We start from the raw sequence: 21,075 nt of genomic DNA, 5'->3' as shown, positions 1-21,075 counted from the left end.
AACCTTGAGCAAACGATCGAAACACTCCAGCACGGCAGCCATGTCCGCCAGCGAGCGCCGCGCCACCGCGGGGCTGGCGGCGATTTTCGGTCTGCGCATGCTGGGGCTATTCTTCATCATGCCGGTGTTCGCCCTCTATGCCGACGGGCTTACCGGTGCCACGCCCACGCTCATCGGTCTCGCCATCGGCGCCTACGGTCTCACTCAGGCATTGCTGCAGATTCCGATGGGAATGCTCTCCGACCGCATCGGCCGCCGGCCGGTGATCTTCGGTGGGCTGGCGGTGTTCGCCCTCGGCAGTGTCGTCGCGGCATTGTCCACCGGCATCTGGGGCGTGATCGCCGGGCGCGCTCTGCAGGGCAGCGGCGCGATCGCGGCGGCGGTGATGGCCCTCGCGGCGGATCACACCCGCGAGCGTCAGCGCACCAAGGCGATGGCGTTCATCGGCGTGAGTGTCGGGCTGGCGTTCATGCTGGCACTCATCATCGCACCGTCAGTGGCGGCCGCCATGGGGCTGTCGGGCCTGTTCTGGATAACCGCCGCCCTGGCGCTGGGCGCCATGGGGCTGCTGCACTGGCTGGTGCCGGCGCCGGCGACGCGCAGCCATGACCGCGATATCCGTGCCGGTACGTTCACCGAGGTGCTGCGCCACCCCGATCTTTTGCGCCTGGACGCGAGCGTGCTGCTGCTGCATTTGATCATGACCGCTCAATTCGTGGTGCTGCCGGTGGTGATCGGCGAGGTCGTGGGCCTCAGCCCCGCGGCGCACTGGCAGGTCTACGTGCCGGTGATGATGGTCTCGGCACTCCTGATGTTTCCCGCCATCGGGGTGGGTGAGGCCAAGCGGGTGATGCATCGCCTGGTGGTGGTGGCGGTCGCGCTGCTGATCGCCGGCGAGCTTGCCCTGGCGGATACCATCGGGGTGGGGCCGTGGGCGTTCGTCGCCGCGTTGCTGGTGTATTTCACGGCTTTCAACGTGCTGGAGGCCAGTCTGCCGTCGCTGGTCTCGCGTTTCGCGCCCGCGCATGCGCGAGGCGCGGCACTTGGCGTGTTCTCAACGGCCCAGTTCGTGGGTGCGTTTCTCGGGGGGGTGCTGGGTGGCGCCACCTATGGCCGCTTCGGTGCCGAGGGCGTTTTTGTCGCATCGGCGGCACTGGCGGCGCTCTGGCTGGTGCTGGTTTTGGGTCTGCAGGCGCCGAGCGTACGCAATGCCGACGTCTGCGCAAATCAGATTGCCGATAACCATTGAGGGAAGAAGCTGCATGAGTCATCTGATCGAGCCCCACGGCGGGACGCTGAAGGAACTGTACCTCGCCGAGGACGAGGCGGCCGCCGAGAAGCGGCGTGCCACGGAGTATCCGAGCTGGGACCTCAGCCAGCGTCAGCTCTGCGACATCGAGCTGTTGCTCAATGGTGGTTTTTCGCCCCTCGAGGGGTTTCTGACACCGGCTGATTACGACCGCGTTGTCGACGAGATGCGGCTCGCCGACGGCACCCTCTGGCCGATGCCGATCACGCTGGATGTCACCGAGGCGTTTGCCGGCGACATCAGCGAAGGGCAGCGCATTGCCCTGCGCGACCCCGAGGGTGTGTTGATCGCGGTGATGGACGTGGAGGCCATCTGGCGCCCGGATTTCCGCCGCGAAGCGGTGGGCGTCTTCAGCACCGAGGATACCGCCCACGCCGGTGTCGATTATCTGCTCAACCGGGGCAACCCGGTATACGTGGGGGGACGGGTGCACGGCGTGACCGAGCCGGTGCACTACGATTTCGGGCACCTGCGCTCCACGCCGCGGCAGCTGCGCGAGCGCTTCGCCAAGAGCGGCTGGCGCCGGGTGGTGGCATTCCAGACCCGCAACCCGATGCACCGTGCCCACGTGGAGCTCACGTTCCGCGCCGCCAAGCAGGCCGAGGCCAATCTGCTCATCCAGCCGGTGGTGGGCATGACCAAGCCGGGCGACGTCGACCACTACTCCCGTGTGCGTTGCTACGAGCACGTGCTGAAGAAGTACCCGGAGCAGACCACGGCGCTGTCGTTGCTGCCGCTTGCCATGCGCATGGGTGGGCCGCGCGAGGCGGTCTGGCACGCCATCATCCGCAAGAACCACGGCTGCACCCATTTCATCGTCGGGCGTGACCACGCCGGCCCGGGCAAGAACAGCCAGGGTGAGGAGTTCTACGGGCCGTACGACGCGCAGCACCTGGTGGAGGAACACCGCGACGAGATCGGCATCACCGTGGTGCCGTTCCAGATGATGGTTTACGTCAAGGAGCGTGCGGAGTACGCGCCTATCGACGAGGTGGACGACACCAAGGAAACGGTGCTCCAGATCTCCGGCACCGAGTTCCGGCGGCGCATGCGCGAAGGCCTGGATATTCCGGACTGGTTCGGTTATCCGGAGGTGGTCGAGGAGTTGCGCAAGACCTATCCGCCCAAGCACCTGCAGGGTTTCGCCCTGTTCTTCACGGGGCTGTCGGGCTCGGGCAAATCCACGATCGCGAATGCGGTGATGGCCAAGCTCATGGAGATCGGCGGGCGGCGGGTGACGATGCTCGACGGTGACCTGGTGCGCAAGCACCTCTCCAGCGAGCTCGGCTTCTCCAAGGAGCACCGCGATCTCAACATCCAGCGTATCGGTTTCGTCGCCAGCGAGATCTCCAAGAACGGCGGTGTCGCCATCTGCGCGCCCATTGCGCCCTATGCCGCGACCCGACGACAGGTCCGCGAGATGGTCGAGGAGACCGGTGCCGGCTTCATCGAGATCCACGTGGCCACGCCGCTGGAGGTATGCGAGGCGCGTGACCGCAAGGGGCTCTACGCCAAGGCTCGCGCAGGCGTGATCAAGAACTTCACCGGTATCGACGACCCCTACGAGGCTCCTGAGGCGCCGGAGCTCACTCTCGACACGACTGACTGCACGCCGGACGAGGCCGCACAGGAGGTCATCCTCAAGCTGGAGAAGGCGGGCTATATCAGCCTTCGCTGATGCGATCCGGTGAGTGTCGCCGCACGGCGTCGGGGCTCTTCCCCCGCCGCCACGCGGCGATACCGCCGGCACCGCGGTCGCGGACGACTCGCTTCGCGGCTGCTGGTAGACTTCGGCGCCATCTGGATAACGGACATCTGGGGGCGCATGACTACAGCTTGCAAGGGCATCATCCTCGCCGGGGGCTCCGGGACCCGGCTATATCCGCTCACCTTTGGCGTGAGCAAGCAACTGATGCCGGTCTACGACAAGCCGATGATTTACTACCCGCTGTCCACGCTCATGCTGGCGGGTATCCGGGACATCCTCATCATCACCACTCCGGCAGACGGCCCCGCATTCCAGCGTCTGCTCGGCGACGGCAGTGATTGGGGCATCAGCCTCAGCTATGCGGAACAACCGCGACCGGAAGGCCTCGCCCAGGCATTCCTAATCGGCGATCGGTTCATCGGCGACTCGCCCGTGGCGCTCGTGCTCGGTGACAACATCTTCTACGCGGACGGCCTGTCCCATAAGCTGCAGGCGGCTGCCCGGCGACAGGACGGTGCGACCGTATTCGGCTACTACGTGAACGAACCGCAGCGCTACGGGGTGGTTTCCTTCGGTGCCGACGGTCGAGCCGTGGATATCCAGGAGAAACCGGCGAATCCGGCCTCCCACTATGCGGTCACGGGCCTGTACTTCTACGACAACGACGTGGTGAGCATCGCCCGGAACACTGAGCCTTCCTGGCGCGGCGAGCTGGAGATCACCGACGTCAACCGCGCCTATCTCCGACAGGGGCGCCTCGACGTCGAGCTACTCAGTCGCGGCACGGCGTGGCTCGATACCGGCACCCACGACTCGCTTCTCGACGCAGCGAACTTCGTGCGTGTGGTCGAGAAACGTCAGGGGCTCAAAATCGCCTGCCCCGAAGAGATTGCCTATCGCATGGGATTCATCGACGCCGAGGCATTGCGGCGGCTCGCCGAGCCGCTGTGCAAGAGCGGCTACGGCGACTACCTCAATTCACTGCTCGATCAGGGACTGGAACCCGATGCAGGTTGAACCCCTTGCCATACCCGACGTGCTGCTGGTGACGCCGCGAGTCTTCGGCGATCATCGCGGCTTCTTCCTCGAAACCTGGCAGGCGGAGCGCTTCGCCGAGGTCGGCATTCCCGACCGCTTCGTACAGGACAATCACAGCCGGTCCAGCCAGGGTGTCCTTCGAGGACTTCACTATCAGATCCAGCAGCCACAGGGGAAGCTCGTGCGCGTGGTGCGCGGCGAGATATTCGATGTGGCCGTGGATTTGCGCCGCAGCTCGCCACACTTCGGCCAGTGGGTGGGCGCGGCGCTCTCCGAGGAAAACCACCGCATGCTCTGGGTGCCGCCGGGTTTCGCCCACGGCTTCGTGGTGACCTCCGAGAGCGCGGATCTGCTCTACAAGTGCTCGGATTTCTACGCCCCCGAGCATGAGCGAACCCTGCGTTGGGACGACCCGGAGGTAGCCATCGAGTGGCCGCTGCCCGAGGGCGTGGAGCCGGTGCTCTCCGAGAAGGACCTCGCGGGCGTTACGCTCGACCGCGCGGAGGTGTATTCATGAAGGTGCTCGTCACCGGTGCGGGCGGTCAGCTCGGCCGCGAGCTCCTGCGCACGGCGCCGCACGCCGTAGAGGCTGTCGGGCTGTCCGCCGGCGAGCTCGACATTACCGACGCTGCCGCGGTCGAGGCGACGATTGCCGAGCACCGTCCGGCCGTGGTGGTCAATGCTGCGGCCTACACGGCGGTGGACCGCGCCGAAACCGAACGCGAACGTGCCTGGGCGGTCAACGCCGACGGCGCCGGCCATCTTGCCGAGGCGGTCGCCCGGCATGGCGCACGATTGGCGCACGTCTCCACCGACTTCGTCTTCTCCGGCGAGCTCGGGCGTGCCTGGTCGCCGCAGGCGCCGACTTCGCCGGTGGGCGAGTATGGCGCAAGCAAGGCCGCGGGAGAGGCGCGTGTGCGTTCGGCCCTCGGTGAGGAAGCGCTCATCGTCCGGACGGCCTGGGTCTATGCCGCGCACGGGCACAATTTCGCGACCACCATGCTGCGCCTCATGACGGAGCGTGAGCGCCTGACCGTGGTCGAGGATCAGATCGGCACGCCGACTTGGGCCCGCGGGCTCGCCGAGGTCTTGTGGAGCGCCGTCGAGGCGGGACTCACGGGGACGCACCACTGGACCGATGCGGGTGTCGCTTCCTGGTACGACTTCGCCGTGGCGATTCGGGACGAGGGTGCCGCCCGCGGGCTGGTGCCGGCGGGCGTGGAAGTGGCACCTATCCCTGGTGCCGCCTGGCCCACGCCGGCACGCCGTCCGCCGCAGGGGGTGCTCGACAAGACTTCCTTGCGGGAGGCGGTCGGTGTCGAAAGCGTGCACTGGCGCGCGCAGCTCGCGGCGATGCTCGACGAGTATCGCGACGCCCGCAATCGGTAGCCGGGTAGGTCGGCTGCACTTGGCAGCCGACATCTCTGCGACGGGTAGGTCGGATGAAGCGCAGCGTGATCCACCGAATGGTTTGAAGCGCCGCCCCCCGGGCGAGCGCATTTGACGAAGGAACGACTTGGGAGCTCCCATGGCAATTCTGGTTACCGGCGCGGCCGGATTCATCGGTAGCAATTTCGTGCATCACTGGCTCGCGGCTCGTCCCGAGGAGCGCGTGGTCGCTCTCGATGCGCTGACCTACGCGGGTAATCCGGCGAACCTCGCCGATGCCGAGCGTGCGCCGGGGTATCGTTTCGTCAAGGGCGACATTGCCGATGGCGATCTCATACAGCGGCTGCTGCGTGAAGAGAGCATCGATACCATCGTGCATTTCGCCGCCGAGTCCCACGTCGACCGCTCGATTCACGGCCCCGCCGAGTTCGTACAAACCAACGTGGTCGGTACCCAGGTGCTGCTGGAGGCCGCCCGTTCCGTATGGTTGGCCGGCAGCGGGCAGCCCCACCGTTTTCATCACATCTCCACCGATGAAGTCTACGGCTCGCTGGCCCCCGATGAGTCGGCCTTCAGCGAGACGACCGCCTACGCCCCGAATTCGCCGTATTCCGCGAGCAAGGCGGCTTCCGATCACCTGGTCCGCGCCTGGCATCACACCTACGGATTGCAGGTGACCACCAGCAATTGCTCCAACAACTACGGCCCCTACCAGTTCCCCGAGAAGCTCATCCCCCTGGTGATCGTGAACATACTCCACGGCCGGGAGCTCCCCATCTACGGAGACGGCAGCAACGTGCGCGACTGGCTGCACGTGGCCGATCACTGCAGCGGCATCGAAGCAGTCCTGCGCGACGGCGAGGTCGGCGGTACCTACAACATCGGTGGCTACGGCGAGCTGACCAACCTGGAGCTCGTGCGCACACTCTGCCGCGTCGTCGACGAGCGTTTCGCCACTGACGAGACCCTCGCGACGCGGTTCCCCGAGGCACCGGCGGCGCGGGGTGAAGCGGCAGACTCGCTGATGCGATTCGTCACCGACCGGCCGGGGCACGACCGGCGCTACGCGATCGATCCGCAGCGCATCACCGATGAGCTCGGCTGGAAGCCGCGTTTCGATGTGGAGCAGGGCCTGAAGGATACCGTCGACTGGTACCTCGGGAACGAAGGCTGGTGGCGTTCGGTCATGGATGGATCCTACAAGGAATGGCTCGCGCGCCAGTATGGCTGATCGCCCCGATCGGCTCGGCAACCGTGGCGACGGTCGCGCTTCCGGGCCGATGGACGTAATCTGCGCGCCGCACCACTTGCCGGCGGACCGGGTTTGCGTACGATATCCGGGCTAGTATCATCGGCGCTTCATCTCGGCCGCCGGTCCCCCGGCAGGAACCATGACCCAACACCCCGTGCCCGACGTGGAACTCGATAGCAGCGACGAGGCCGTCGCTGCGTGGTTGCAGGCAAACGGCAAGCTCAAGGATGCAGACCTGGAGCGTGCCCGCAGGCTTGCGAGCGCCGACAGCGCCGCGCTCACCACGTTGCTGCCCAAGCTCGGTCTCGTTACCGAGGCGGATATGGCCAGCGCGTTTGCCGCGGTCACGGGCACGCGCCTTCTCGCGGCCGAGGACTATCCTGATTTCTGCGAGATGCCCGAGGGCGTCTCCGTGCGCTTTCTGCGCGATGCGCCAGCGGTTCCTCTGGAAGTCGATGACCAGCGATTGCTCGTCGCGGTGACCGATCCCCGCAGCGGTTTTCTGCGCAACTCGCTCGCCATGGCGAGTGGCCGTCGCGTCGAGGTGGTGGTGGGGCTTCCCGGCGATATCCGTCGTACCCTCGACCACTATCTTGGCGACGATGAGGACACCAACCAGAGCGGTCTGGGCCTGAGTGTCGACGGCGAGGACGGCGCCACCGAGGAGGATATCGAGCACCTCCGCGACATGGCGAGCGAAGCGCCCGTCATACGCCTGGTCAACCTGGTATTGCAGCGCGCCGTGGAGTCCCGGGCATCGGACGTGCACATCGAGCCGTTCGACAACGAGCTCAAGGTACGCTACCGCATCGATGGCGTTCTTCACGAGGTGGAGGCGCCACCGGCGCAGTCCGCGGCCGCGGTCATCTCGCGCGTGAAGATCATGGCGCGGCTGAACATCGCCGAGCGCCGCCTGCCCCAGGACGGTCGCATCAAGGTACGCGTGGCGGGGCGGGAGCTGGATCTGCGCGTTTCCACCACGCCTACGCTGCACGGGGAGAGCGTGGTCATGCGCCTGCTCGACAAGGAGAGCGTGACCCTGGAGTTCGAGGCGCTCGGCTTCGAAGGCAAGGCACTGGAGCGCCTGCGCAGCGTCCTCGATCTTCCCCACGGGATCATGCTGGTCACCGGCCCGACGGGCAGCGGCAAGAGCACGACCCTCTACACTGCCTTGCAGCGGCTCAATACGCCCGAGCGCAAGGTCATCACCGTCGAGGACCCGGTGGAGTACGAGCTCGACGGCGTCAACCAGATCCAGGTGAAACCGCAGATCGGTCTCAACTTCGCCTCGGCGCTGCGCAGCATCGTGCGTCAGGATCCGGACATCATCATGATCGGTGAGATGCGCGACCTGGAGACCGCCCAGATTGCGGTGCAATCGGCGCTCACCGGTCACCTGGTGCTCTCGACCCTGCACACCAACGACGCCGCGGGCAGCGTCAACCGCATGCTCGACATGGGCGTGGACGACTACCTGCTCGCCTCAACGGTGAACGGTATTCTGGCCCAGCGCCTGGTGCGCCGGTTGTGTCCGCACTGCGCGGAACCGTACACGGAGAGCGCGGCGCTGCTCGAACAGATTGGCGTGCCCGCCGACGCCGCCGTGGATCTGCGCCGGCCCGTGGGGTGCGAGTCGTGCAGCCATACGGGATTCCGTGGCCGGCTTGCCATCAACGAGCTGCTGGTGATGTCCGAGCGCCTGCGCGAGGCGGTCGTTCGTCACGCCTCCAGCCAGGAGGTCGACCGCATTGCCCGCGAGGAAGGCATGGTGAGCATGTATGAAGACGGTATCTCCAAGGCCGTGCGCGGGCTCACCACCACTGACGAGGTTCTGCGGGTGACGCGGGAGTAGAGGCCCTGCTTTCGTACCCCAAGCGCGCCGCGTTGAGGCTGACAGTCAGCCAGGCAAGGCGCGAGGATGCGAAGTTCAGTGATTCCAAATGAGCGACGAGCAACGCAGCACGGGCGAATGTCAGATCCGACCCCAAGGGCCGGGTCCATCTTGGGGTAATACGACCTTGGCGCTCGCGTGTGTTGCGCCGCTACACCGCGCTGGTGCCGTTTTGTCTTGCGCGAAAACGCCCGGCGTGTCGCGCTCCGGGTTTGAAAACAGGTCCTAGCTAGCATGGCGCTGTTCTATTACAAGGCTGCGGATGCCGCCGGAGAGGTGGTCGAGGGAGAGCTCGAAGCCGCCGATGACGGGCAGGCCGTCGCACGGCTGCAGGACCGCGGCCTCATCCCTGTGCGCGTGCAGCCGGCGGGCGGTGCGCTCGGCGGCCTGCGGCGATTGCGTTCTTCGGGCAAGCGGGTCAAAGGCCAGCATATCCGGGTGTTCACTCAGGAGCTCTCGGTGTTGCTGAAGGCGGGGTTGCCGCTGGACAGGGCGTTGCAGATTCTTGCCGACCTCGCGCCCGAGGAGCACGTCAAGTCGCTCGTGAACAACGTGCTCGATCGCGTGCGCGGCGGTGACCCGCTATCCGACGCGCTGGAGGCGCAGGGCAAGACTTTCTCCCGTTTTTACGTGAACATGGTACGCGCTGGCGAGCTCAGTGGCTCCCTGGACGCGGTGCTCAAGCGTCTGGTTGAGTACCTGGAGCGCATGCGGGAGCTGCGCGAGAGTGTCGTGTCGGCGCTTATCTATCCCGCCATCCTGCTGGTGGTCTCCGTGCTGTCGGTGTTCGTCCTGCTTACCTTCGTGGTGCCGCGTTTTACCGCGCTGTTCGAGGATGCCGGCCGGGCGCTGCCCGTCAGCACGCAGATCGTGGTAGCAGCCGGTGACTTCCTGCGCGGTTACTGGTGGATGATCGGTCTGGGCATCGTCGCGGCAGTATTGCTGTTTCGGCAGATTCTCGCCGATCCCGGGCGCCGCGAGGCGTGGGACCGCTTCAAGCTGCGCCTCCCGGTGCTCGGCGATCTCACCAGCAAGCTGGAAGCGGCGCGCTTCTGCCGCACCCTTGGCACATTGCTGGAGAACGGTGTACCCATGCTCACCGCGCTCGGCATCGTGCGTGAGACGATTTCCAACCGCGCCATGGCTCGGGCGCTGGGCGTCGCTTCGGACGGGCTAAAGGAGGGGCGCGGCATGGCCGGGCCGCTGCTGGAGGCTGACCTGTTTCCCCGCCTCGGGCTGCAGATGATCCGGGTGGGCGAGGAGACCGGTCACATGGAATACACCCTGGGCCAGGTGGCGGAGCTCTATGACGAGGAGGTTCGAGTAGCGGTCAAGCGTATGCTGAGCCTGCTCGAGCCGGTGCTGATCATTGGCCTGGGACTGGTGATCGCGTTCATCATCATCGCGATCCTCACGGCCATCCTGAGCGTGAACGAGCTGGCATTCTGATGACGGAACCAACCGGGTGAGGCGGCGGTCTCTCTTCGGAAGACGTGCAGGCGCGTGAGGGTGGCGCGTTCGCGGCCGGGTTTCGTGAGCTCACGACGGTGCGGCGGCGGGGGCTGTGCCCCCGAAGCTCCCGTAGGTCGGGAACCGCTGTCAGGCGGTACCCGACACAGGCGTCGCCCGGTCGGTGACGTCGGTTGCTGGTTGCACCCGACCTACGGGGCGACGCTGGGATAGGGCGAATGGAGCGCAGCACAATCCGCCAGCGTGCCAGGCGCGCAATTCTGACGTCGCGTGGTGGGCCGAGATGGTGGGCTTCGCTGACGTTCCGTCCACCCTGCAAAGGTTGCGTAGCCCGGGTTCAGGTGAGCGCAGCGAGCTTGAGCTCACATGAACGATCACGGCCGTAGGCCGTATCTTGCATCGACACTCTGGGGATCAATACGGAATATCGTGGCATGACGCGAATCACGCATTCTCAACATTCCCGCCGCGCCCGCGGCTTCACCCTGATCGAGCTGCTCGTCGTGCTCGTCATCCTGGGGCTGTTGGCTGGCCTGGTCGGGCCGCAGGTCATGAAGTACCTGGGAACGTCCAAGACCAAGACGGCACGTGTACAGATCGAGGATCTGAGCTCCGCGCTCGATCTCTACCGGCTGGAGAACGGCGGTTATCCCACGACACAGCAGGGGCTCGAGGCGCTCGTGAGCAAGCCGCAGGGCGTGAGCTCCTGGAACGGCCCCTATCTGCGCAAGAGTGAGGTGCCGCTGGACCCTTGGGGTAACGAGTATCGTTACCGCCAGCCCGGTGAGCACGGTCAGTTCGACGTCTGGACCTACGGTGCCGACAACCGTGAGGGCGGCGAAGGCGAGAACTCCGACGTCACCAGCTGGGCGCAATAGTCGCTGGTGACCGGCATGCGCGGCCGCGCCCGGGGGTTCACCCTTCTGGAGCTCATGGTGGTCATCGCCATTCTGGCGGTGGCCGCCGTGCTCGTCGGTCCGCGCTTCGCCGGCGCCATCGAGAGCGTACGCTTGCAGGCGGCTACTCGTGACGTGGCTTCGGCGCTGCGCGCAGCCCGCACCGAAGCGCTGCGGGAACGCCGGGACGCGGCCGTGCTAATCGACGTCGACCGCGGCCTCTACCAGCTTTCCAGCGCCAGCGAGAGTCGCGCGCTGCCCGAGGGTACGAAAGTCGGTCTGGTAGCCGGGGGGGCGGATATCTCCTCCGATTCCCAGGGCCGAATCGTGTTTTTTCCCGATGGCTCGTCGAGCGGTGGCCGGATCTCGCTGGCGAACAACGGCCGGCAGTTCCGCGTGGACGTGAACTGGCTCACTGGCCGCGTCCGCATTCTGGATGATCAGGCGGATAGCTGAAGCGATGATTGCGTGTGCGGTGGATGCAAAGCGTGTACGCCGTGCCGTCGCCCATAGCTCGGCTGCCCATGGCCGCCGACAACGGGCGCGATGCCCACGCGGACATAACCGGGCAGTCACCTGTAGGTCGGCTGCTCACGGCAGCCGACAGGCCTTGACCGCCCGGGCGAACCTGATTGGGCAGGGCTCATGATAGCCCGGCAGAAGGGCTTCTCCCTGCTTGAGCTGCTGGTGGCCTTCACGGTCATGGCCATCGGCCTTACCGTCGTGCTGCAGGCGATTTCCGGGGGCCTGCGCAATACCGCCATCGCCAGCGATTACACGCAGGCGCTGCAGATCGCAGAGCGGCGTTTGACCCTCGCCGAGGCGGAACAGCCGGTGCCTGAAGGTGAGCGCAGCGGCCGCGCCGGCGAGCGCTTCCGCTGGACCGAGCGGGTGACGCCGGTGGACTGGAATGGCGACTACTCGGACGAGCAGGCGCAATTCCGGTTGTGGCGTATCGATGTAAGGGTGAGCTGGGGGGACGGCAGCGAGCGCGACGTGCGGCTCACCAGTCTGCGGGTGGAGCGGAATACATGAGGCGCACGGCCGGTTTCACCCTCATGGAGGCGCTGATCGCCCTGGTGTTGCTGGCGTTGCTGTTCGCCGTGCTGCTACCGGCGCTTCAGATCGCCGGACGAAGCTGGGGCGCGGCGGAGCAGCGCATCGAGCAGGCGTCCGCGGCGGGACAGGCCTCACGGGTACTGGAGCGCCTCATCGATGAGGCCCGGCCGCTACAGTGGACCACCTCGAGCGAGGCGGACGGTTTCGGGTTTCGTGGTGAGAGCGAGCGTTTGACGTTCATAACCGCATTGCCTGCGTATCGCGGTGGCGGTGGATTGCAGGTCGTGGAGCTGGGTATCGGCAAAGCCGACGGAGAGGCAGGGCTGATTCTCACCTGGTGGCCGTATCACCCGGAGGTGCCACTGGAGGCGGACGAAGAGCGACGTCATCCGGAACTGGTGTTGAGTGGAGCCAATGGTATCGCGTTTACTTACCACGGCAGTCGACAGCCCGGTGAGGATGCCGCGTGGCATGATCAGTGGGAACGCCCGGAATTGCCGGGAATGGTGCGCATGCAGGTCTTCCGCGGTGACGACAAAGTCATGGACGTAGTCGGGGCACCCGGGTTGGTTTCCTCCCAGGCGGCGGGCGTTCAGGGGCCAAGGCCATGAGGGCGGTGACTTTCGGGCGCGAGCGTGGGCTCGCCTTGATCACGGTGCTTTGGGTGCTCACGTTGCTGGCCGTCATAGCCGGTAGTCTGACTTTGACGGTCCGTCGAGAGGTCAATGCAGTTCGCAACAATGTGGATCTCGCGCGTGGTCGGGCGCTGGCCGAGGCAGGCATCCGCTATACGTTCCTGCAGCTGAAACATCCGAGCGCGGACGCGCGCTGGCGCCCCAATGGCCAATGGCACCGGTTCCGGTTGGGCGGCGTGACCGTGCATGCACGAGCGCGACAGGTCAGCGGCCGTATCGACCTGAACCGGGCGCCGCCGGAGTTACTGGAAGGGTTGTTGCGGGCGGTCGGTGTTCAGGATGAGAGCCGTCGGAAGACGCTTGCCGCAAACATCCAGGACTGGCGGGACGACAACAACGCGACGCGCCCCGGCGGTACCGGTGAGCGGTCCACGGGCGCCGGCGATCCGGGGCCGTATGATCGTGATTTTCTGGATATCGCGGAGCTGCAACGTGTTCCCGGGATTACCCCGGAGCTATACCGCCGCCTCGCGCCGAACCTCACCGTATTCAACGGTACGCCGGTCATTACGCCATGGGGTGCCAACCCGACGACACTGCTGGCTCTCCCCGGCGCCAACCAGGCAATGGTCGACAGTTATCTGAAGCGCGTTGATCGTGCCTATCAGCAGAGCGCGCCATTGCCGCCTTTTCCCGCCGGTAAGAGGTATTTGGAGCGCTTCGGTACTGGCGCGTATGCTATCGCGGCTTGGGCGGAGCTGCCCGGCGGGCTCTGGGTTGGCCGTGGTGCCGAGGTGGTGGATACCGTCGGCCGGAATAGGGATCCCTTCATATTGCTCTCCCTGCGGGAGCTGGATGCCGGTGACGCGCCGCGGCAGGCGGCGCAGGATGGTTGAGCACTCGTGAAGCGAGGCACGCTTTCACAATTCAGGCGGCAGACTGGCGCGTTCCTGCGCTGGTGGATAGGCGAGCTGGTGGGAATGCTCCCACCGCGGCTCGTGTCGCGGCTACACCTGTCGCGCCCACGATTGCTGGTCACCGTGGGAGAGACGGGGTGTGACGTCGAGCTCGAAAGCCTTGAGGGCAGGCGCCATTTGGGGCGGTCAGCGTGGGGTGATCAGTTGCCGCCTGAGGTGGCGCGGGCGGCCACGGAGGCGGACGTCATAATGGTGCTGCCTGCCGACGAAGTGCTCGTGACCGACATCGCGTTGCCAGCTGCTGCGCAGGAAAACCTGAAGGGTGTGGTCGGCTACGAGATGGACCGGCACACGCCGTTCACCGCCGCCCAGGTCCACTACGGTTGCCGCCGGCTCGGTGGCCCGACGGCCAGTGGCGGGATTCCCGTCCGGCTTGCAGTGGTACCCCGCGAGCGGATGGACGCATTGGTCCAGCGTCTGGCCACCGCCGGCCTCTCCCCGGCGAGTATGCATCCAGCCGGCGAACCGCGGATCGACCTGACACCGAGCGCTACGTCGGATAGCACGGCGTGGCGGCCGAGCGTACGTGGCATGCTTGCGGCCACTGCTTGCATATTGCTCGTCGCAGCGGTCGGGTTCCCATTGTGGGAGCTGGACAGGGCAGCACGGACGCTGCGCGAGGAGGCGGCAGATCTTGCCGAGCCCGCGCAGCGGGCGCAGTCATTGCGCGAAACCCGTGATCGCCTGCTGGCGCAGGCGCAGTCGGTCGCGGACATGCGCGCGAACCAACCGTCAGTGCTCGCGGCGCTCGAGGAGCTCGCCCGCCTGCTGCCGGATGACACCTGGATTTGGGCCTTGCAACTTCACGGTGACGAGTTGGTGATTCGCGGAAAGGCCCCGTCCGCGTCGGGACTGATCGAACGCATCGAGCAATCCCCGTTATTCGAGGGAGTGGGCTTCAACGCGCCGATCACTCGTGAGGACGGGGGCGAGCGTTTCCAGATCGCGATGAGATTGATGGAGGGGCAGGCATGAGCCCTGAGCAGCTAGGCCAGCGCGAGCGGCGCGTGCTCGCCGTCGGCTTGCTGGTTGCCGTGCTCCTCGGCCTTGCGCTGTTGATCGTGCAGCCTCTGATCGGAGCCTACACGGGCTATCGTGCCGAGATCGCCGACCAGCGATTCCGGCTGGAACGCTTCAAAAAGGTCGTCGCTTCGTTGCCTTCACTCGAGAAGGAGGTATCGGTGCTGCGCCAGCGGGTCGACGATAGCGGCCTTTTCCTTTCGAGAGAGACCCCCGACCTGGCGGCTGCGGAGTTGCAGCAGCTTCTGGAGAAAGTGATCGGCGAGCACGGCGGCTCGATCAACTCCGTGCAGGTGATGGGACCGTCAGAGGACGAGAACTTCACTCGGATTCGTGTAAGGGCGGATATCCGCGCGGACAGCGGTACGCTGGCGGCCGTTCTGCGTAGCCTGGAGACGGGGCGTCCCGTGGTGATGATCGACGATGTGACGATCAGCCCGGAGCAGTCGCGACGCCGTAGCGAGCAGCGTTTCTCGGGAGAGCTCAAGGTTCGTCTCGAGCTCAACGCGTTCATGGCCCGGACGATGGCGGCGGGGGACGACACGTGACCGCGACGCGAAACAGGAGTGTGCGTTGGCTACTCGTGCTGGTGGCCGTGTTGGCAGCGATTGTCGCAGTGGAGGCAGTGGTCCTGGAGCGCTGGCGGGAATCGGTGAAATCGGTCGCCCGCGAGGCGCCACAGCCTGATACGGCGCAGGCGGACGATGTGTGGGCTCCGGCGGACGAGCTCGTCGCCGTCGGGCAGGTGAAGGACATGGTGGCCCGGCCACTGTTCCTGCCGACGCGCCGTCCACCCAAACCGCCGGAGAAGCCCCAGCCGAAGGAGCCGGCACCGAAAGCCGGCAAGCTCAATCTGAGGCTCAGCAGCATCGTCGTCACGCCGGAGGAGCAGTTCGCCCTAGCCCGCGTGAAAGGCAAGGGCGAGAAGGGCGATCGGCGTCTCAGCCCCGGGGACGAATACAACGGCTGGCAGGTGATGGCCGTTTTCCCGGACTCGGTGATGTTTCGTTCAGACGCGGGAACGCAGGAGCTGATGCTCCGTCCATCCGGACCTCCCAAGAATCACGCACCACCCGTCGGAATTGATCTCCCGCAGCCTCCCGAGGGGGAGAACGCCGCTGGCGATTCCGACGAAGCATCGAACTCCAAGGGATAAGTCGTATGCCCGCAACGCATGCCTTGCGCTCTGTTGTCGTGTCGTTCCTGGTCGCGGTCGTGCTGACCGGCTGTGCCGCCCTGAGCGAGGGCGAGCAAACCAAGGGCACTGCCGATGCGTCCACCGTCGTGCAGGAACCGGCGGACAGCTCAGCACGGGACGCGGTGACTGAACGCCGCCCTGGTGGAACCGGAGGCGAGGGCCAGGACGACGCACCGTCGACGCAGGTGTTCGAGGGAACCGGCGAGTTCATCGACCGGGAAGCCGCACAAAGCCAGCCGCCGGTGCGAGAGACCGAGGGCGGGTCGGTGCTGCTCAACTTCCAGGGCGCGGATCTCCGGGAAGTCGTTCGTTACGTCATGGGCGATCTTCTCAACCTCAACTATTCTCTGGATCCCGGGGTGAAAGGGCGCGTCACGATGGCTACCAGCCGCCCGCTGAAGCGTGACGCCGTGCTGCCGACGCTCGAAGAGATTCTCCGGATGAACGGTGCCGCCCTCGTGCGCGATGGTTCGCTGTATCGCATCGTTCCCAGCGAGAAGGCGCTTAGAGGGACGGCGGCGCCCTCCCTCAGCGAAACCGGACCCGGGTTGAATGTGCGCATCGTGCCGCTCGAATACATCGCGGCCAGCGAAATGCGCAAGATTCTCGAGCCGTTCCTGAGCCCGGGCAGCCTCGTGCGCGTGGACGACAAGCGCAATCTGCTCATCCTTGCCGGCACCCGCGAGGAGTTGCGGACCTGGATCAACACGGTGGACATCTTCGATGTGGATTGGCTCAAGGGTATGTCCGTTGGCCTGTTCGCCCTCGAGAACACCGACGTCGAAGAGCTGGCGAAAGAGCTGGAGACCGTTTTCGGTGGCAGCGGTGACGGACCGCTGGCGGGCATGTTCCGGTTCGTTCCCATCAAACGCCTGAACTCCCTGCTGGTGGTGACGCCGCAGAGCGAGTACCTGGACCAGGCACGCACCTGGGTGCACCGCCTCGACCGCGGAGGCGGCAGCGGCGGGCAACGCCTGTACGTCTACCGCATGAGACATGGCGACGCGGAGAATGCCGCGAAGATGCTCCAGTCCATGTTCGGCGGAGAATCGAGCGACAGCTCCAGCTCCGTGGGCGGACCGTCCCTCGCGCCGGGGGCCAGCTCCCAGAGCATTGGTGACACGGCCGATTCCGACAGTGCGGGGGGAGACAGTCAGAGCGCGTCTGATACCTCCGGGGGGAGTATGACCACGACCCTGGGCGGCGAAGAGGATAGCATCGGCCTGAAGAGCCAGGTCAAGGTGATCGCCGACAAGACCAACAATGCGTTGCTGATCATGGCGAGCCCCGCTGATTACGACACCATCGAGTCCGCCATCGAGAAGCTCGATATCTCCGCGCTGCAGGTACTGGTGGACGCGACCATCGTTGAGGTGCGCCTCAGCGGGGACCTCAGGTACGGCATGCAGTGGTTCTTCCAGAATCGAGTCGACGACGGACATGTCGCGGAGGGTGAGCTGGTTTTCGGAGAAGACCAGACCACGCCAAACAAGACGTTTCCCGGGTTCAGCTATTCCCTGGTTAACAACGCGGGCGATATCCGTGCCGTGCTTAATGCATTGGCGTCGGACAATAAGGTCAACGTCGTGTCGGCACCGTCCGTGATGGTTTTGGACAATCAGACCGCGACGATACAGGTGGGCGATCAGGTGCCCGTGCGCACCTCCCAGAGCACCCGGGCGAGGGATGACTCGGATTCCGACATAATTACCTCGGGAATCGAGTACAGGGATACCGGCGTGAGCCTGGAGGTGACACCCCGGGTGAATGCCGGTGGCATGGTGACCATGGAGATCCGTCAGGAAGTCAACGACGTCTCCGAGACGACGGACTCCGGCATCGATTCGCCGACGATTACCCAGCGCGTACTCGAGAGTGTCGTGGCGGTCCCCAGCGGCCAGACCATCGTGCTCGGTGGTTTGATCCGCGAGACCAATTCCACGGGCGAGTCGGGTATCCCCGGCCTGCGCAAGCTCCCGGTGCTTGGGGCGCTGTTCAGCACCCGGAGCAAGGAACGGCGGCGCACCGAGCTCCTGGTGCTGCTGACGCCGCGGGTCGCGGAGAACGCCGCGGAGACGGCCGCCATCACCCAGGAGTTCCGGCAGCGCATGGAGGGGCTATCAGAGGAAAGCGCCGAGTTCTTCCGCCGACAGTCGCAATCGCGCTGGCCCGAATCAGCCGACGAAAAGCCGGCAGGTGCCGACGAGAGTGAATAGGCGCTGGTGTTTGCACCCGCCCGTGGGCGAACGATTAATGTGAGGCAAGACAAAAGGTTGAGAGGCATGGCGCACGACAGCCGTGGTATCCGCATCAGCGGTCATATAATGCGAGTATCGCTTTCGCTACTCGTCCTTACCACACTGACCGCCTGTTCGTCGCTTGCGGGCAACAGTGTTGCGCCGGAACAACGGGTCGAGGCTCGGGCCGGCGAGCGCTGGCAGGCGCTCATCGATGGCGACATCGAAACGGCATACAGCTACCTGACCCCGGCGTACCGGAGTGGCAACTCGGTGGACGATTACCGGAGCACGCTGGGCGGCGCGGTGCGCTGGCTGAAGCAGGACGTCAAGGAAGTCGATTGCAAGGCGGAGCGCTGTGTCGTCGGGGTCGACGTAAAGTACATGCACCCGCGCCTGGGTATGGAGAATACGCGACGCCTGACGGAAACGTGGTTGCGTTCCGAAGGCGAATGGTGGTTTTATCCCTCTGACTGAGTGGAAATCCGCCTTTCAGTAGGCGTCCGAAGCAATCGGGTTTTGTCGGGCCGTGGGGTTTGTTGCAAACATGTCACCAATTGCCCCGCCGCGGGGTGTGATGTGTTGTAGAGCCCCACGGGCTGTGATAGCTTTCCGGCGTGGCTGTTTGGATAGTCGCAAACGGTTCCACTGAAGTCGCATCTGGCCGACATCAAGGAGTGACTGAATGAACAAGAAGCTCAGTTCTCTGGCGCTGGCCGCCGCCATGGTCGGAACGACCGGCGTCGCCCACGCTGTTTTTCGAGAGCACAACCGGAGAGGGTCAGGTTCTCCTGTACCCGTACTATACGGTTGAGGGTGGCTTCGACACCTACGTGTCGCTGACCAATACCACCAGCAGCGTCAAGGCCGTTAAGGTCCGTTTCCTCGAGGCGCAGAACAGCCAGGAGGTCCTGGACTTTAACCTGTACCTGTCGCCGAACGACGTCTGGAGTGGCGTGGTTACCGCTAATGAGAGCAGCGGTGCCGCCATGCTGAAGACGGGCGACACGTCCTGCACCGTGGGTACCATCCCGGAAGACGGTAAGGACTTCGTCAACTTCCAGTACCTGGATGACGTGATCAATGGCGTCGAGCGTACCCGTGAGGGCTACCTCGAGATCATCGAGATGGGCGTGGTCCAGGATTCCACCCTGGCCGCCGCGGCGACCCACACCGACGACGGTGTCCCCGCGGACTGTGGCGCGATCAGCGATGCCTGGAACGGCGGCGTCTGGAGCGCCAACAACAACGACGGCATCGGTCTGCCCACGGGCGGTCTGTACGGCACCGGTACGCTGATCAACGTCCAGGGCGGCATCGACGCGGCCTACGACGCCAAGGCGCTCGACAACTTCGTCGACCCGAACGATCCGCTGTCCTCGCCGCTGCACACCGATCCGGGTAGCACCAACCCGTCGCTGAACAACGCCACCGCGACGGCGAACGTGGTTGACGGCACGACCGTCTACACCTCGGACTTCAACACCGGTGTGGACGCGGTAACCGCGACCCTGATGCGTAGCGAGATCGCGAACGACTTCGTGACCGAGCCGTCGCTGCAGGCCGGCACGGACTGGGTCGTGACCTTCCCGACCAAGCGCTTCTACGTCAACGGAACCTCCGCTCCGATGGATCCGTTCACGACGACCTGGGCGAGCTCGGCGTCGGGCGAGCCGGAGAAGGCTTGCGAAGAGATCGGCATCACCTACTTCGACCGTGAGGAGCAGCAGGAGACGCCGGACGATTCCGACTTCTCCCCGCAGCCCCCGGGTGAGCCGCCGACGTCCCTGTGCTACGAGGCCAACGTGGTTACGTTCAACGACTCGAACGTGCTCGCGCCCTCGGATCGCGTGAAGCGTAATCTGGACGTCGTGTTCGACAACGGCTGGCTGACCATGGACCTGACGAACTTCGGCAGCGGTAACGTCCGCACGCTGGAGAGCTTGGGTACCACCGGCCCCGCGGAGACCTATCGCGGTCTGCCGGTGCTCGGCTTCTCTGTGGTCGAGTTCGTCAACGGCGATGTTGGCGGTCTGCTGTCGAACTACGCCGGTCTGTTCAACCACAAGGGTGAGCGTAACATCACGCAGTAACCCGTGGTCTGAACGCCGCATTCTAGTAATGTGGCTCGTGAAGAAAGGGGCCGTTTGGCCCCTTTCTTTTTGGAGTGCGCCTGAAGCTGCGCACTGGGTCAAGTTTTGAACGTTGTTGGGCGTGCCGGCGCGTGGTAAAAAGGCACCGTACTAGTCGAACCATGATGTAGGGGTGTCTGGATGACATTGCAGCGCACTGCCGCGATCTCTTTGGCTGCGTTCCTGGTTTCAACCACGGCGTCGGCATTGACGATTACGATTGATGGCGAGAATCACACCGTTCCCGCGTCAAACGTTTCTTTCACTGAGGATGGAATCACTATCACTGGCATCAGTGACGGGTCCGGCGACGGTGATGGATCCGGCGACGGGTCCGGCGACGGTGATGGGTCCGGCGACGGCGACGGCGACGGCGACGGGTCCGGCGACGGTGATGGGTCCGGAGGCGGCACATCAGGGTCTTGTTCGGATCTGCTCGGTGGTCAGTCAGGCTACGAATGCCAGGACCCGATCGAGTTCACGAGCCTGAACGAGAAGAAGTTCGAGGTGCGGCAGACCACTTACGTGTATCCGTTCACGGCGCCAAGCGAACAAGTGGGTGGCAAGCTCTCGTCGGCCTACACGACCACGAACCCATCCAATCGCACGCTCTGGATCGCCAGCGAACCGGGCATTCCCGCGGCGCAGGTGGACCCCAACTGCTCCGTTGACGGCTACGAAAACGCGACGCTCGGGTGGCTCACGTTCGAGTACAAGCGTTACTGCGTGATGGAGCCGGGCGCTACCTATTATCTCCACATGCGCATTGGCACTGTGGACGATTCCTCGTCCAACGTCACGTACAGTGAGACGTATATTACGAACTACGTGAACTAACGACGGTTCGTCGTGGACTAAGGAAGG

20 protein-coding genes are annotated in these 21,075 nt (G+C 65.1%); all 20 read left to right on the top strand.

The features are described from left to right. The first annotated feature begins 40 nt into the window (after positions 1-40). The 20 genes from ACPEES_RS10885 (at position 41) to ACPEES_RS10790 (ending at position 21,048) form a co-directional block, all read left to right on the top strand. Positions 41-1,249, top strand: coding sequence for an MFS transporter (locus ACPEES_RS10885; RefSeq protein WP_435103507.1), 1,209 nt, complete (start codon positions 41-43; stop codon positions 1,247-1,249). 13 nt (positions 1,250-1,262) lie between these two features. Then, entirely contained in the window at positions 1,263-2,987 is a 1,725-nt protein-coding gene (locus ACPEES_RS10880) for a bifunctional sulfate adenylyltransferase/adenylylsulfate kinase (RefSeq protein ID WP_435103506.1), read from the top strand. A 147-nt stretch (positions 2,988-3,134) separates the two neighbouring features. Beyond that, positions 3,135-4,034, top strand: coding sequence for a glucose-1-phosphate thymidylyltransferase RfbA (gene rfbA, locus ACPEES_RS10875; RefSeq protein WP_435103505.1), 900 nt, complete (start codon positions 3,135-3,137; stop codon positions 4,032-4,034). Next, the gene (gene rfbC, locus ACPEES_RS10870) at positions 4,024-4,572 is read left to right on the top strand and encodes a dTDP-4-dehydrorhamnose 3,5-epimerase (RefSeq protein WP_435103504.1); all 549 of its coding nucleotides are present in this window, start codon (positions 4,024-4,026) and stop codon (positions 4,570-4,572) included. The genes rfbA and rfbC overlap by 11 nt, the downstream gene beginning before the upstream one ends. Next, positions 4,569-5,444 (top strand): dTDP-4-dehydrorhamnose reductase, encoded by an 876-nt coding sequence (rfbD, locus tag ACPEES_RS10865; protein WP_435103503.1) that lies wholly within the window; start codon positions 4,569-4,571, stop codon positions 5,442-5,444. Before rfbC ends, rfbD begins: the two co-directional genes overlap by 4 nt. A 139-nt stretch (positions 5,445-5,583) precedes the next feature. Continuing rightward, positions 5,584-6,675: a dTDP-glucose 4,6-dehydratase gene (rfbB, locus tag ACPEES_RS10860; RefSeq protein ID WP_435103502.1), complete on the top strand. Its 1,092-nt coding sequence runs from the start codon at positions 5,584-5,586 to the stop codon at positions 6,673-6,675. A 160-nt stretch (positions 6,676-6,835) separates the two neighbouring features. After that, a complete protein-coding gene (gene gspE / locus ACPEES_RS10855) occupies positions 6,836-8,548 on the top strand; it encodes a type II secretion system ATPase GspE (protein WP_435103501.1) in 1,713 nt (570 codons plus the stop codon). Between the two features lie 273 nt (positions 8,549-8,821). Next, entirely contained in the window at positions 8,822-10,036 is a 1,215-nt protein-coding gene (locus tag ACPEES_RS10850; protein WP_435103500.1) for a type II secretion system F family protein, read from the top strand. 455 nt (positions 10,037-10,491) lie between these two features. Beyond that, positions 10,492-10,935 (top strand): type II secretion system major pseudopilin GspG, encoded by a 444-nt coding sequence (gene gspG / locus ACPEES_RS10845; RefSeq protein ID WP_435103499.1) that lies wholly within the window; start codon positions 10,492-10,494, stop codon positions 10,933-10,935. Between the two features lie 15 nt (positions 10,936-10,950). Continuing rightward, on the top strand, positions 10,951-11,409 hold the full coding sequence (locus tag ACPEES_RS10840; RefSeq protein WP_435103498.1) for a GspH/FimT family pseudopilin: 459 nt from the start codon (positions 10,951-10,953) through the stop codon (positions 11,407-11,409). A 189-nt stretch (positions 11,410-11,598) separates the two neighbouring features. Beyond that, positions 11,599-11,988 carry a type IV pilus modification PilV family protein gene (locus ACPEES_RS10835; protein WP_435103497.1) on the top strand — a complete coding sequence of 130 codons (390 nt, stop codon included), beginning with the start codon at positions 11,599-11,601 and terminating at the stop codon, positions 11,986-11,988. Beyond that, the gene (locus ACPEES_RS10830) at positions 11,985-12,623 is read left to right on the top strand and encodes a prepilin-type N-terminal cleavage/methylation domain-containing protein (protein WP_435103496.1); all 639 of its coding nucleotides are present in this window, start codon (positions 11,985-11,987) and stop codon (positions 12,621-12,623) included. Before ACPEES_RS10835 ends, ACPEES_RS10830 begins: the two co-directional genes overlap by 4 nt. Further along, complete coding sequence (locus ACPEES_RS10825; protein ID WP_435103495.1) at positions 12,620-13,543, top strand: general secretion pathway protein GspK; 924 nt, start codon at positions 12,620-12,622, stop codon at positions 13,541-13,543. The genes ACPEES_RS10830 and ACPEES_RS10825 overlap by 4 nt, the downstream gene beginning before the upstream one ends. Positions 13,544-13,627: 84 nt before the next feature. Continuing rightward, positions 13,628-14,599, top strand: coding sequence for a type II secretion system protein GspL (locus tag ACPEES_RS10820; RefSeq protein ID WP_435103494.1), 972 nt, complete (start codon positions 13,628-13,630; stop codon positions 14,597-14,599). Next, complete coding sequence (gene gspM, locus ACPEES_RS10815; protein WP_435103493.1) at positions 14,596-15,192, top strand: type II secretion system protein GspM; 597 nt, start codon at positions 14,596-14,598, stop codon at positions 15,190-15,192. The genes ACPEES_RS10820 and gspM overlap by 4 nt, the downstream gene beginning before the upstream one ends. Beyond that, positions 15,189-15,800, top strand: a complete 612-nt coding sequence (locus ACPEES_RS10810; protein ID WP_435103492.1) for a hypothetical protein — start codon at positions 15,189-15,191, stop codon at positions 15,798-15,800. Before gspM ends, ACPEES_RS10810 begins: the two co-directional genes overlap by 4 nt. Before the next feature lie 5 nt (positions 15,801-15,805). Then, positions 15,806-18,058, top strand: a complete 2,253-nt coding sequence (gspD, locus tag ACPEES_RS10805) for a type II secretion system secretin GspD (protein ID WP_435103491.1) — start codon at positions 15,806-15,808, stop codon at positions 18,056-18,058. A gap of 66 nt (positions 18,059-18,124) precedes the next feature. Beyond that, positions 18,125-18,556: a hypothetical protein gene (locus ACPEES_RS10800; protein WP_435103490.1), complete on the top strand. Its 432-nt coding sequence runs from the start codon at positions 18,125-18,127 to the stop codon at positions 18,554-18,556. Positions 18,557-18,912: 356 nt separating this feature from the next. Then, positions 18,913-20,172, top strand: coding sequence for a hypothetical protein (locus tag ACPEES_RS10795; RefSeq protein ID WP_435103489.1), 1,260 nt, complete (start codon positions 18,913-18,915; stop codon positions 20,170-20,172). 180 nt (positions 20,173-20,352) lie between these two features. Further along, positions 20,353-21,048: a hypothetical protein gene (locus tag ACPEES_RS10790; protein ID WP_435103488.1), complete on the top strand. Its 696-nt coding sequence runs from the start codon at positions 20,353-20,355 to the stop codon at positions 21,046-21,048. Positions 21,049-21,075: the final 27 nt, after the last annotated feature.

The sequence above is a fragment of the Arhodomonas sp. AD133 genome, from assembly GCF_051195215.1.
GTDB lineage: Bacteria > Pseudomonadota > Gammaproteobacteria > Nitrococcales > Nitrococcaceae > Arhodomonas.
Note: the sequence above shows the minus strand (reverse complement) of the source record. Positions and strands in the feature narration are given on the sequence as shown.

Coding starts and splice junctions, on each gene's coding strand:
- ACPEES_RS10885 (WP_435103507.1), top strand. CDS start 41: ATGTCCGCCAGCGAGCGCCGCGCCACCGCGGGGCTGGCGGCGATTTTC.
- ACPEES_RS10880 (WP_435103506.1), top strand. CDS start 1,263: ATGAGTCATCTGATCGAGCCCCACGGCGGGACGCTGAAGGAACTGTAC.
- rfbA (WP_435103505.1), top strand. CDS start 3,135: ATGACTACAGCTTGCAAGGGCATCATCCTCGCCGGGGGCTCCGGGACC.
- rfbC (WP_435103504.1), top strand. CDS start 4,024: ATGCAGGTTGAACCCCTTGCCATACCCGACGTGCTGCTGGTGACGCCG.
- rfbD (WP_435103503.1), top strand. CDS start 4,569: ATGAAGGTGCTCGTCACCGGTGCGGGCGGTCAGCTCGGCCGCGAGCTC.
- rfbB (WP_435103502.1), top strand. CDS start 5,584: ATGGCAATTCTGGTTACCGGCGCGGCCGGATTCATCGGTAGCAATTTC.
- gspE (WP_435103501.1), top strand. CDS start 6,836: ATGACCCAACACCCCGTGCCCGACGTGGAACTCGATAGCAGCGACGAG.
- ACPEES_RS10850 (WP_435103500.1), top strand. CDS start 8,822: ATGGCGCTGTTCTATTACAAGGCTGCGGATGCCGCCGGAGAGGTGGTC.
- gspG (WP_435103499.1), top strand. CDS start 10,492: ATGACGCGAATCACGCATTCTCAACATTCCCGCCGCGCCCGCGGCTTC.
- ACPEES_RS10840 (WP_435103498.1), top strand. CDS start 10,951: ATGCGCGGCCGCGCCCGGGGGTTCACCCTTCTGGAGCTCATGGTGGTC.
- ACPEES_RS10835 (WP_435103497.1), top strand. CDS start 11,599: ATGATAGCCCGGCAGAAGGGCTTCTCCCTGCTTGAGCTGCTGGTGGCC.
- ACPEES_RS10830 (WP_435103496.1), top strand. CDS start 11,985: ATGAGGCGCACGGCCGGTTTCACCCTCATGGAGGCGCTGATCGCCCTG.
- ACPEES_RS10825 (WP_435103495.1), top strand. CDS start 12,620: ATGAGGGCGGTGACTTTCGGGCGCGAGCGTGGGCTCGCCTTGATCACG.
- ACPEES_RS10820 (WP_435103494.1), top strand. CDS start 13,628: ATGCTCCCACCGCGGCTCGTGTCGCGGCTACACCTGTCGCGCCCACGA.
- gspM (WP_435103493.1), top strand. CDS start 14,596: ATGAGCCCTGAGCAGCTAGGCCAGCGCGAGCGGCGCGTGCTCGCCGTC.
- gspD (WP_435103491.1), top strand. CDS start 15,806: ATGCCCGCAACGCATGCCTTGCGCTCTGTTGTCGTGTCGTTCCTGGTC.
- ACPEES_RS10800 (WP_435103490.1), top strand. CDS start 18,125: ATGGCGCACGACAGCCGTGGTATCCGCATCAGCGGTCATATAATGCGA.
- ACPEES_RS10790 (WP_435103488.1), top strand. CDS start 20,353: ATGACATTGCAGCGCACTGCCGCGATCTCTTTGGCTGCGTTCCTGGTT.